The sequence below is a fragment of the Flavobacterium flevense genome (assembly GCF_900142775.1).
In the GTDB taxonomy this organism is placed as follows: domain Bacteria; phylum Bacteroidota; class Bacteroidia; order Flavobacteriales; family Flavobacteriaceae; genus Flavobacterium; species Flavobacterium flevense.
Genome location: NZ_FRCC01000004.1, coordinates 69,779 through 82,123, shown reverse-complemented (window position 1 = coordinate 82,123; position 12,345 = coordinate 69,779). Strand labels below are relative to the sequence as shown.

The window sequence follows — 12,345 nt, the reverse complement described above, 5'->3', positions numbered from 1 at the left end:
TATTTACTACTATGGAAGAGAGAAATCTATATATAATAGCAGGATGCAATGGAGCTGGAAAAACTACAGCTTCATTTACAATTCTACCTGAAATTTTAGATTGTAAAGAGTTTGTAAATGCTGATGAAATTGCCAAAGGCCTTTCTCCTTTTCAACCCGAAAAAGTTTCGTTTGAAGCTGGAAGAATAATGCTTCATCGAATTAATGAACTTCTTCAACAAAATGAAAATTTTGCTTTTGAAACGACACTCTCAACGAGAAGTTATAAAAACAAAGTTTTGGAAGCTAAAAGCAAAAATTATAATGTAACCTTACTTTTCTTTTGGCTTAAAAATACTGAATTAGCTAAAGAAAGAGTTAAAACAAGAGTAATGGAAGGAGGTCATAACATTCCTGCAGATGTTATTGAACGAAGATATATTAAAGGAATTAAAAACTTATTCGAAATTTACATTCCTATTACAGATCAAGTCCTTATCTTTGATAACTCAGAAGGTAAACATAAATTAATAGCTGACAAATCGAGCAGTGATGAATTGAATATTCTCGACGAACAAAAATTTAACGAATTAAAAAGTTACTTATGACATCTGAAGCTAAAATAGAACGCAGAAATAAAATTCTTAAAGGACTTGAAAAAGCCTATGAGAAAATGATTGATTTCAAAAAAGAACGCAAAAGCGAACTTGTCGTTATTAGAGATAATAAAATTGTAAAAATTAAAATGTAATATTTTCAATAAAACCCATAAAAAAAGCTTCTCAAAAAAAATTCGAGAAGCTTCCTTTCTATAAATTTATTGGTATTAAACCAATTTGTTAGCTACTAAATATTCAGCGATTTGAATTGTGTTAGTTGCAGCACCTTTTCTTAAATTATCCGCAACAACCCACATGTTTAAAGTATTTGGTTGAGACTCATCTCTTCTTAATCTACCTACGAAAACTTCGTTTTTACCTTGAGCAAAAAGAGGCATTGGGTATTCAAACTCTTTCAGGTTATCCTGAACAATTACTCCGTCAGTGCTTTCCAGGATGCTTCTTACTTCGTTGATATCAAAATCATTTGAGAATTCTACATTGATTGCCTCAGAATGTCCACCAACAATAGGCACACGAACAGCAGTAGCAGTAACTGCAATGGTATTATCGCTTAAGATTTTTTTAGTTTCGCGAACTAATTTCATTTCTTCTTTAGTGTATCCGTTTTCTTCAAAAACATCACATTGAGGAATAGCGTTACGGTGAATTTGGTATTTGTAAGCCATATCTCCGTCAATTCCGGCGTATTCATTTTCTAATTGTTTTACCGCTTTTACTCCCGTTCCAGTGATGGATTGGTACGTAGAAACGATAACTCTTTTTACATTGTATTTTTTATGCAAAGGCGCTAAAGCCAAAACCATCTGGATTGTAGAACAGTTTGGGTTAGCAATAATTTTATCTTCTTTAGTCAATTCACCAGCATTGATTTCAGGAACTACTAATTTTTTAGTTGGATCCATTCTCCATGCAGAAGAATTATCAATTACAGTAGTTCCGGCTGCAGCAAATTTTGGTGCCCACTCTAATGAAGTATCTCCACCAGCTGAAAACAAAGCAATTTCCGGTTTCATATCTACAGCAGTAGCTAATCCTACTACTTTATAAGTTTTACCTTGAAATTCCATTTCTTTTCCTACTGAACGCTCAGAAGCTACAAGAATTAATTCGTCATTAGCAGTCACAAAATTTCTTTCTGCTAATACCTGTAACATCACTTCACCAACCATTCCGGTTGCACCTACAACTGCTATTTTCATATGCTTTTTTATTTTTTTAAATTGGTTATATGTAATTCGCAAACATTATTCAATTTTAATATTGAATCTCTGTTATGCTCATTTCATAATATATATTTTTTATTAAATTCTAATTTTGAACTGCAAAAGTAATTAATATTCAAACGAAAACAAGCACGTTCACAAAAAGTAACAAAAAGTTATAAATATAACAAAAATAGAAAAACCATCCTTTATGGGATGGTTTAGTTGAACATATAGTGTGGCGGTATTTATTTCTTCTCTTTCAATAAATCTCTAATTTGCATAAGCAATTCTTCCTGAGTAGGTCCGGCTGGTGCAGCAGCGACAGCTTCTTCTTTCTTTTTAGTTTTTTCATAGGCTTTCAACACCATAAAAATACAAAAACCAATGATTACAAAATCAAAAACAGTTTGAATAAAAGCTCCGTAATTAATGGAAACTTCTGCAACTGCCGGGGCTATTTCGGCTCCGTTTTCAACAACTGCCGGAATTCCTTCCTGCAATACTACTTTTAAATTTTTAAAATCTACTTTCCCTAATAACAAACCTATTGGCGGCATTAAAACATCATTAGTAAAAGAGGTTACTATTTTTCCAAAAGCACCACCTACAATTACGGCTGTTGCCAAAGTTACTATTTCACCTTTCATTAAGAAGGCTTTAAAATCGCTAAAAAATCCCATAGGTATCCTGGTTTTAAAATTGAACTTGATTGAGAATCTAAATTAACATATTTTTTAACAAAAAAAGCATTTTGAACTAAAAAATAAACTAACGATAAAATACCCGCTTGACCCTCTGAGAAATACTAGTCAGGATTTCGTAAGGAATGGTATGTAGTTTTTGAGCTATATAAGAAACGGTTGGGCTTTCGCCAAAAATAATTACATCGTCTCCTTCGGCACACTCAATTTGGGTTACATCCACCATTAACATATCCATACACACACTTCCCAAAATAGGTGCTTGTTGTTCTTTAATGCTAACAAATCCAATTCCATTGCCCCAGGCTCTCGAAATTCCGTCAGCATAACCAATAGGGATAGTAGCTACTTTAGTTTGTTTTTCAGCCATAAATCGACGACCATAACCCACGCTGTCACCAGCCGGAATGATTCGGATTTGCGAAATTATCGATTTTAATGTACCTACAGTCTCTAGCTCTTTTTGTTCATTTTCATCATTCGAAACACCATACAACCCAATTCCCAAACGAACCATATCAAATTGTGCTTCCGGAAAATTACTGATTCCCGAGGTATTTAATATATGGCGAATCGGTTTAACATCTAATTCATTCCTAATTTTAGATGATAATCGGTCAAACAACTGTATTTGCGAAAGCGCAAAATCATAATGTTTCGCATCATCACTGGTAGCCATGTGGGACAAAATACTCTGTACTTTAACGGTAGAATTTCCTTTTAATGTTGCAATCAACTCGTCAACTGTATTTTCTTCAAAACCCAGACGATGCATTCCTGTATCTACTTTAATATGAATGGGAAAATGTTGCAAATTCTTTTGTTTGGCTATTTTTAAAAAAGCATGCAAGCCTTTTAAACTATAAATTTCGGGTTCTAACTGATGCTGAATAATTGCCGAAAAACTGGTGTTTTCAGGATTCAAAACCATAATGGGTAATTTGATTCCGCCGTTTTTCAACGAAATTCCTTCATCGGCGAAAGCCACACCTAAATAATCTACTTTATGATGTTCCAGTAATTTGGCTATTTCGAGTCCGCCATTTCCATAACCAAAAGCCTTCACCATCACCATAATTTTCACTTTTGGTTTCAGCTTAGATTTAAAGAAATTCAGGTTGTAACTTATCGCATTCAGGTTAATTTCCAGAACTGTTTCATGTGTTTTCTCTTCCAGTAAAGTAACAATTTCCTCAAACTGAAACGAACGCGCGCCTTTAATCAGAATGCTTTCATTGGAGAAATCCAACTTATCAAAATTGGCAATAAAATCGGCTGTTGTTTTAAAAGTAATGCAATTTAAAAACTGATCTTTAAACTCTGAAATGGTTTCTCCAATGCCGATTACCCGATTGATTTTATTCGAAATAATCAACTGTGCTACTTTTGCATACAATTGTTCGTTAGGAAATCCGCTTTGAAAAATATCCGAAAGAATAACGGTTTTCTTCTTAAACTTATTCTGACTTTCCAAAACATCCAACGCAATTTTCAAAGACTGAAAATCCGAACTGTAACTGTCGTCAATAATACTGCAATTGTTGATTCCGTTTTTAACTTCTAAACGCATTTCGACAGGAAAAAGCATTTCCATTCGGGATTGGATGACGCTGCTTTCATAACCAAAATACAGCAATACCATCAAACTGGAAACAGCATTTTCGACAGAAGCTTTATCTATAAAAGGAATTTTTAATTGGTAATTATTGTTCTTATAGGTATAGAATAATGTTGTTTGTTGGTTTTCAGTTTCTTTTTTAAATACAAAAACATCGGCATTCTCTTCTTTATAGCTCCACGAAAAAGGATTTGTTTTTGCAGAAATATATTTTTCAACTTCACTGTTTTTTTGGTAAATCAAAACTGCTGCATTTTGAAACAACAGCATTTTTTGTTGGATTTTCTCTTCTAAATTAGTAAAACCTTCATCATGAGAAGAACCAATATTGGTCAGAATACCAATGGTAGGTTTGATGATTTTTTCCAGTTTATCCATTTCGTTCACGGTAGAAATTCCTGCTTCAAAAATCCCTAAATTGTGTTTTTCATTAATTGCAATTACTGACAAAGGAACCCCTACCTGAGAATTGTAACTTTTAGGACTTCGAATCACATTATAATCCGGACTTAAAAGAAAATTAAGCCATTCTTTTACAATGGTTTTTCCGTTACTTCCCGTTAAACCAATTATGGGAAAATGAAAAAGACTGCGGTAATAAGAAGCAAATTGTTGCAGCGCCACCAGGGTATTTTCGACAATTAAAAAATTTGCCCGGTCTTTACATTCTTCAGGAATAAACGTGACAACAAAATTTTGCACTCCGTTTGCAATTAAATCATTGATATAATGGTGGGCATCATTATTAGGACCTGTCAAAGCAAAAAACAAAGTGTGTTCACTATTTTGCAGTGACCGGCTGTCAATGGAAATAGTATCTACAGTTGTATCAGGATTTATCCCAATCCAGGTGGCATTGAGGATTGCAATGCTGTTTTTAATGGATATACTCATGGATTTAAAATAGGCTTAAAAACTATAGCATCAAAAGTAAGACTTCTTTTTAAATTGAAACCACACAGTGGGCGTTAAAAAAAGGGACACAGCATAATTACGATGGTACAAAACAATCTCTTTTTATAAGATTCGTTATATTTGTGAAACTAAGCTGTTTTTACAATGCCAAAAAAAATATTTCCTTTCTTTTCTTATCTGTTCCATCCGGTATTTATTCCCATTTATGCCACGTTATTCTATCTTTTTTCTAACCATTCCTATTTTTTGAATAAAGAAAAATACCTTGTTTTGCTGGAAGTAACAACCATAACTTTTATAATTCCGGTATTATTCTTTTTTCTGCTTCGGTTAACAGGAAAGATTAATTCGATCATGGCTGCTGAATTATCGGAACGGAAATTACCTTTAGTTATTCAATGTTTTCTGATTATTCTTTTGGTTCGAAAAAGCATTACAATAGAGCGTTACCCTGAACTTCATTTCTTTTTTCTGGGAGCTTTGATGAGTACGCTTATTGCATTAATTCTGTTGTTTTTTAATAAAAAAGCCAGTTTACACATGATGGCATTGAGTGCTTTGACATTGTTTGTCTTTGGACTAAGTATTCATAACCATAATCAAAATACCTTACTGATTGTTTTTCTGGTTTTGATGAACGGCTTTGTGGCTTCTTCCCGACTGATTATGAAAGCACATACACCTATAGAACTGATTATTGGTGTACTTTTAGGAAGTATTCCGCAAATACTTCTGCTCTTTTTATGGCTATAAAATATAGAAAATCACACCTACACTCAGGGCTTTCATATCTACTTTTCGACCCTCAATTTCGGCTGATTTGAATATTGGATTCAAACCATAATACGCATATACGTTCAAAGTATTGTATCCCGCAGACAAATACAAGCCATATAGAAATTTATTAAAATCCTGATTATTGGTAATCACTGTTTTTCCTTGCCCATCTTTAAAAACCGATTTACTGTAAGCCAGATAACTGAATTTCACTCCGCCATAAATCCTCCAAAATTTATAACTTTCATAAGTTGATGTTCTCCATCTGAACTCAACAGGAACATCAATTAACAACTGCTTGAAATTATTTTTATCAAAATCAGAATCGGAATCTAAAACAGTATAAACAGCATTTTCGGCTGTTCCTGTAATTCCTAAATTTTGATTATAATTGTTATAACTCACCCCTAAACCGGTGGCAAAAGCTTTGGTTCTGTTTTTATTTATGGGCATATCCCTCAGGAAACCTCCTGAAATTCCTATTGAGAATTTTTGCTGTGATATACCATCAGGCTTTTGCTGCAAGGTATTATAATTGAATCCAAAATAAAACTGGTCTTCCCGATACAAAGAATCGACTTTTATTTCCTGCATTTCGGGTTTGGATTCTATTTCTTCTTGTGCCAAAGCATTAAAGAAAGGCAATAGCAGCAAAACACTAAAAAATATTTTTTTCTTGAATGGATTCGAAAGTAGATTCATTTGGTTTGCTGTTTTCTTTATTTTTAAATTCTACTATTAATAGATTGTCTTTGAACCATTAAGTAATTAAGATTCATTAAGTCTAAATTCCCTTAATTCCTTAATGGTAAAATTAGCTATTTTAAAATAGAACTCTTAAAATATTAAAACAAAAAAGGAGCAAAAAAATTGCTCCTTTTAATATTATTTATTTTTGGTTTCCTCTGATTCCTCTTTCCAAACCTCTTAACTCAGCAAGACCTCTTAATCGACCAATTGCAGAATAACCGGGATTCATTTTCTTATCTAAATCATCCAGCATCTGGTGACCGTGATCAGGACGCATAGGCAATCGGTAATCAGGACGGCCATTAGCGATTCTTTTATCTTGTTCTTCCACAATGGCTTTCATCACGCCGTACATATCCACATCACCATCTAAATGGTCTGCTTCATAGAAATTACCAACTTCATCACGTTTCGTTGCTCTTAAGTGAATAAAGTTAATACGGTGACCCAATCGTTGTACCATTCCTACCAAGTCATTGTCTGCTCTTACGCCGTAAGAACCGGTACAAAAACACAAACCATTGCTTTTGCTATCTACAACTTCGATCAGTTGTTTTGCATCAGCCTCCGTACTAACCACTCTTGGTAAACCTAAAATAGCATAAGGCGGATCATCAGGATGAATGGCCATTACAATTCCTGCTTTTTCAGCTGCAGGAATAATTTCTTTTAAAAATGCGTATAGATTATTTCTCAGTTCAGCATCGCCTATTTCAGCATAATCATCTAAAGCTACCTGCAATTGCTCTACTGTATAACCTTCTTCGGCTCCTGGTAGTCCTGCAATAATATTTTTTACTAAAAGCTTTTTTTGATCTTCAGTCATCGCTTCAAAAACTTTAGTAGCCTTAGCAACTTCTTCAGCTGTATAATCGTTTTCAGCTCCTTTTCTTTTTAGCAAAAACAATTCGAAAGCTGCAAATTCCATTCGGTCAAAACGCAAAGCTTTAGAACCATCTTCTACTTCAAAAGCCAAATCAGTTCTGGTCCAGTCTAATACCGGCATGAAATTATAACAAACAGTATCAATTCCGCAAGCTCCTAAATTAGCAATGCTTTGACAATAGTTTTCAATGTATTTTTTATAATCCCCTTTTCTGGTTTTGATATTTTCGTGAACAGGAATACTCTCCACAACTGACCATGTTAACCCAGCATCTTCAATTTCCTTTTTTCTTTTTTGAATCTCTTCAATTGTCCAGACAGTTCCATTTGGAATATGATGCAAAGCCGTTACGATTCCGGTTGCACCAGCCATTTTAATATGAGAAAGTGGCACAGAATCCTTTGGTCCGTACCATCTCCAGGTTTGTTCTATTCCCATTATTTTGTATAAATTATAAATATATTAAACGCCACTATAAGCTAAAAATCCTCCATCTACAGCAACAACAATTCCGGTTACAAAACGAGAATCCGGATTACAAAGCCATAATAAAGTACTGTCTAAATCCTCAGGCTGACCAAATCTTCCCATTGGGGTTTGCGAAAGGATTTTATTTCCTCTTTCAGTCAGACTACCGTCTTCATTCGTCAATAAAGTTCTGTTTTGTTCGGTTAAGAAAAAACCAGGGGAAATTGCATTTACCCGAATTCCTTCTTTAGCAAAATAAACCGACAACCATTCGGTTAAATTACTGATAGCCGCTTTAGCAGCACTGTAAGCAACCACTTTTGTCAAAGGATGGAAAGCGCTTACCGAAGAAATATTCAAAATACTACAGCCTTCTCTCCCGATCATATCAGCGGCAAAAACCTGAGTGGGTAATAAAGTTCCAATAAAATTCAGGTCGAATACAAAACGTAAACCTTCCGTATCTAAACCAAAGAAAGTTTGCAATCCTTCCGTTTTATTTTCTCTGTCAAAAGATACATCAGCACTAGTCCCTTTTGGGTGATTTCCTCCTGCTCCGTTGATTAGAATATCAACTAATCCTAATTCGGCATTAATTGCTGCATGTGCTTTTCTTAAGCTCGCTTCATCACAAACATCAGCAGAAACACCTAAGGCTTTTCCACCGGCATTATTAATTTCTTCGGCTAATTTTTGTGCTTTTACTAAGTCTCTACCCAGTATTGCAACCTTAGCTCCTTGTTTTACTAATGCTTTCGTAAATCCGGATCCCAGTACTCCGGCACCTCCTGTTATTACGACTACCTTATCTTTTAGTCCTGCAATTATATCCATTCTAGTATTTTGTAAAGTTTGTAGCGAAACTACAAAAAAAGATTTATTTATTTTTTTTAATCGTTATCTTAAGGGGATTAGCTAACATTTTAGCTTGTTTTTGTAATAAAGTATCCCAATCCGCCTCACCTGCAATTTGTCCACTCTTTTGCCACACAAAACCGGCATAATAAGTCAACTGATTGTTTTTTGGTTTTCCAATTACTACTAAATTACTTTGATCTTTTTCTTTAGAAACATTCGGAAAAGCATCACTAAGCAATTTTGGATTGATTACAATTCCTTCGCCCAGAAAAACGCCATCAATTTTTTCAGCATGACGAAACCAACCTTCTTTTTTATTGATTTTTACTTCGCCTTTGTTATCATGCAAAGTTATTCCGGTTGTAATATTAGGAACTGCTTTATCCGAATCCATTGTAATTTCGAACTTAGAAAAATTCGAACCTAAATCTAATGAAATCCTTTTGGTTTCCTTGACTTCATAAGGGCTGTACGAAGCATAATTTAATTCGAAAACGGTACGTAATGGTCCAACTGCAAGGGTTTTATAATTGACAAAGTTTTTAGAAACAGCTAAATTGTTGTTCTCCCAAATTCCCGTTCCTCCAGTACCGCGGCTCGCACCCACATGATACGGATCATAACCCTCGCCGTGATCGATATGATAATAGCCTGATTTTTTTACGTTCTCGCCATACCATTTATTGATGATGGATTTATCGGTTCTTTTTAACCAAAGATCAATTCCGCTGCTAAGTGTTCCTTCAGGACGTTTTTCTTCTGTTCTTTTTTGAGCATCCGGACCATAGGTTCTAAAAGCTACTTTATCATTTTCCCACGCATAATCATCTGTACGTTCCGGTACAAAACGCGAATAAGTTGTGATTTTGCTTTCAGTCAACGGAATGGTGCCATCAAAAACCACTTGGTAATTGACTTTGGCTTTAGCCGGAACCTCAGCCTGAAATAATAACTCATCCTGAATTCCGTCCTGATCGAAATCAATCCATTGTAAAACAATAAATTCAGATGTTGCTTCTTTTTTTATTCGAAGTTCCTTTTCTTTTTTTCCTTTTATCAAATTCGAAAGTTGCTTTCCTGAAACAGACATAATTTCCTTTCGATCAAAATTCAAATTATTCTTTATCGAAATTTTCGCTGCTGTATTTTGGGCATTAGCCAAAATTGAAAACGAAAAAAACACCAACAAACATTTCAACAAATTAATATCGTTTCTCATCTCATTACTTTTGATTTTTATTTTCACCATTAAGAAGTTAAGAAATTAGACTTAATGTAACTTAATTTCTTAATGGTTAAAAACATAAAAATGGTTTTATTTATTTCTTAACTGGTTGAATTCCTTCTAATGTTGGTTTAACCGCAATGATATTTCCTTGTTCATCAAAATAAAGTCGGTCAATACACACTTCTCTGTTGTATCCTGCTGCACGCCCCATTGTAATTCCTTTTGGAATGGTGAAACGATGATACACCATATACCATTCATCCGTTCCAGGAATCTGAATGACCGAGTTATGACCTGTACCATATATTCCCTGAGAAGGGTCTTTAGCCAATATCAAATTATCTTTAGGGATGTTAAAACCACCCAACGGAGCATTCGAAGTGGCATAACGCACTCTGTAATTTTCGCTTCGGGTATCATCTTCTGACCATAAGAAATAATATTTCCCTTTTCGATAAAAAACTTCTGTTCCTTCTCTAAAAGTGTTATCCGGCTTTAAAACCGTCAACGTATTCTCTTTCACCGAAATCATGTCATCATTCAATTCGACTCCCACCATAAATCCGTTTCCATAATACAAATAGCTTTTTCCCGAAACAGGGTCAGTGAATACATCCGGATCAATAATTTGACCTCTGGTAATTCCGTTAGGTTTTGCAGCTACTAATGGTTTTCCAATATCCGTAAACGGCCCTTGAGGGTGATCACTTGTCGCCACACCTATTTTTGCATCGCCAGTGTAATAAAAGAAATATTTGTATTGACCATTTATTTTTTTCTCGGCTGCTGCAGGTGCCCAGGCTTTTACATCTGTCCAGGAAACGTCTTTTTTCAAATCTAATAATACGCCATCATCCACCCAATCCACTAAGTTAGTTGACGAAAAACTCTTGAAGTAATCGCCACTCCATTCGTGAAAACCATCGCTGGTAGGATACAAATGAAAGCGGTTGTCTTTATTGGAATACAGAATTTCCGGATCAGCATAATAACCAGTCAGCGAAGGGTTATTTCTAACCGCCGCTTCGACATCATAAGATACTTTTGCCAAACCTTCCAGCTCAAAATCATATTTTACAGCTTGTTTTGAGAAATCCTGAGCTCTGGAAGGACTAACTGACAATCCCGTATTTCCTTTAAACTGAGGATCAAAATGTGCCAAATCAGTTCCGTTTTTTACCGGAAGCAGGATTTTTTTATTTTCAGTATCAATGATAACATTATTTTGCTTTACAGCTTCCGACTGTGATTTTAGAATTCCATCATTTAGAACCCAGCCATATGCTTTGATTAATGCATCAGCTTCGGTTTTAGTAATTGGTAAAACCGTTCCGTGCCTTGGATGAAAATCCATAGCAACATTCTCATCAATTACTTTAAAATTTTTCAAATCCGTTGAAGAAGTAAACTGATATTTGCCTTTTCGATACATATCATACATCAGAATGTAAGTATCAGAATTATTTAGTTTAAAGACGCCTGAACCTTCCACTGATTCATTGGTTTGATCTACATATCCGTCCTGCAAAACATAGCCTGAAGTCAATTTGTCCGAAATAGCTAGTTTAATTCCTTTATCAGCAGTGTCTTCTGTTTTTAAGAACAAATGAAATTTGCCGTCTTTTTCTATAATATCAGCATCGATACAAGAACGATTTATGGGACTAAAAAACAATTGCTTTGGTGCCGTTTCTAAAGCGGTAAAATCCTTATTGGCATACGCATAATACACAATATCTGTTCCGCCGGGTTGTAACATCGAGAAGTACACCATGTATTTTTTAGCCTTAGCATCATAAATAGTTTGTGGTGCCCACACACGGGTTACATCTTTGAAATCCTCAAAAACTTTTGAAATATCCACTTTTGCAGCAGTCCAATTGACTAAATCATTCGATTTTAAAAGTACCATAGCTTGGTTTTCCCAACCATTGGCTGTTTGTAAATCGGTTACTGTCATGTAAAAAACGCCGTCAGCACCTCTTAAAATATGGGGGTCACGAACGCCTCCAGTAGTGCTAATTGTTTCGGAAGCAATAACGGGTTTGTTATCATTTAAAGCATAATAATTATAACCGTCTTTGCTTAGTCCAAAACGAATGGCTTCTTCTGTTTTTGCATTTCCTGTGAAATACACAAATAAGTAAGCGCTGTTATTTTCAGCAACTTTTTTAGTGACACTACACGACGAAAACAAGACTAGAATTAAACTTATTGAAGCAGCAAAAAATGCGGATTGTATTTGTTTCATTTATCTTAATATTATCAGTTAAAGGAATTATGGTTTACTAATTTTCTTTTTTGCTTGATCAAAAAAGAAACAAAAAAATATTCATG

At 34.6% G+C, this 12,345-nt stretch carries 11 protein-coding genes; 3 read left to right on the top strand and 8 right to left on the bottom strand.

Features of this window, described 5'->3' with window-relative positions; genetic code table 11:
- Positions 1–11: 11 nt before the first annotated feature.
- Together BUB89_RS08375 and BUB89_RS18155 are read left to right on the top strand one after the other, a co-directional pair.
- The gene (locus BUB89_RS08375) at positions 12–587 is read left to right on the top strand and encodes an ATPase (protein WP_073243952.1); all 576 of its coding nucleotides are present in this window, start codon (positions 12–14) and stop codon (positions 585–587) included.
- Positions 584–730: a hypothetical protein gene (locus BUB89_RS18155; RefSeq protein WP_170215517.1), complete on the top strand. Its 147-nt coding sequence runs from the start codon at positions 584–586 to the stop codon at positions 728–730. The genes BUB89_RS08375 and BUB89_RS18155 overlap by 4 nt, the downstream gene beginning before the upstream one ends.
- 75 nt (positions 731–805) lie before the next feature.
- On the opposite strand, the gene BUB89_RS08370 is transcribed toward BUB89_RS18155, so the two are convergent.
- The 3 genes from BUB89_RS08370 to BUB89_RS08360 all read right to left on the bottom strand — a co-directional run bounded on the left by BUB89_RS08370 (position 806) and on the right by BUB89_RS08360 (position 5,020).
- On the bottom strand, positions 806–1,801 hold the full coding sequence (locus BUB89_RS08370) for an aspartate-semialdehyde dehydrogenase (protein ID WP_073243950.1): 996 nt from the start codon (positions 1,799–1,801) through the stop codon (positions 806–808).
- A gap of 251 nt (positions 1,802–2,052) precedes the next feature.
- Entirely contained in the window at positions 2,053–2,487 is a 435-nt protein-coding gene (gene mscL, locus BUB89_RS08365) for a large-conductance mechanosensitive channel protein MscL (RefSeq protein WP_073243948.1), read from the bottom strand.
- A gap of 88 nt (positions 2,488–2,575) precedes the next feature.
- Positions 2,576–5,020 carry a bifunctional UDP-N-acetylmuramoyl-tripeptide:D-alanyl-D-alanine ligase/alanine racemase gene (locus BUB89_RS08360; protein ID WP_073243946.1) on the bottom strand — a complete coding sequence of 815 codons (2,445 nt, stop codon included), beginning with the start codon at positions 5,018–5,020 and terminating at the stop codon, positions 2,576–2,578.
- Between the two features lie 165 nt (positions 5,021–5,185).
- On the opposite strand from BUB89_RS08360, the gene BUB89_RS08355 reads away from it, so the two are divergent.
- Complete coding sequence (locus BUB89_RS08355) at positions 5,186–5,794, top strand: hypothetical protein (RefSeq protein WP_073243943.1); 609 nt, start codon at positions 5,186–5,188, stop codon at positions 5,792–5,794.
- On the opposite strand, the gene BUB89_RS08350 is transcribed toward BUB89_RS08355, so the two are convergent.
- From BUB89_RS08350 to BUB89_RS08330, 5 genes are all read right to left on the bottom strand, one after another.
- A complete protein-coding gene (locus BUB89_RS08350; protein ID WP_073243941.1) occupies positions 5,789–6,520 on the bottom strand; it encodes a porin family protein in 732 nt (243 codons plus the stop codon). The two genes, BUB89_RS08355 and BUB89_RS08350, sit on opposite strands and share 6 nt — an antisense overlap.
- A gap of 187 nt (positions 6,521–6,707) precedes the next feature.
- Complete coding sequence (gene uxuA, locus BUB89_RS08345; protein ID WP_200806825.1) at positions 6,708–7,886, bottom strand: mannonate dehydratase; 1,179 nt, start codon at positions 7,884–7,886, stop codon at positions 6,708–6,710.
- Between the two features lie 30 nt (positions 7,887–7,916).
- Positions 7,917–8,756: an SDR family oxidoreductase gene (locus BUB89_RS08340; protein WP_073243937.1), complete on the bottom strand. Its 840-nt coding sequence runs from the start codon at positions 8,754–8,756 to the stop codon at positions 7,917–7,919.
- A 43-nt stretch (positions 8,757–8,799) separates the two neighbouring features.
- The gene (locus BUB89_RS08335; RefSeq protein WP_073244371.1) at positions 8,800–9,999 is read right to left on the bottom strand and encodes a DUF4861 family protein; all 1,200 of its coding nucleotides are present in this window, start codon (positions 9,997–9,999) and stop codon (positions 8,800–8,802) included.
- Between the two features lie 100 nt (positions 10,000–10,099).
- Positions 10,100–12,259 (bottom strand): glycoside hydrolase family 43 protein, encoded by a 2,160-nt coding sequence (locus BUB89_RS08330; RefSeq protein ID WP_073243935.1) that lies wholly within the window; start codon positions 12,257–12,259, stop codon positions 10,100–10,102.
- Positions 12,260–12,345 lie beyond the last annotated feature (86 nt).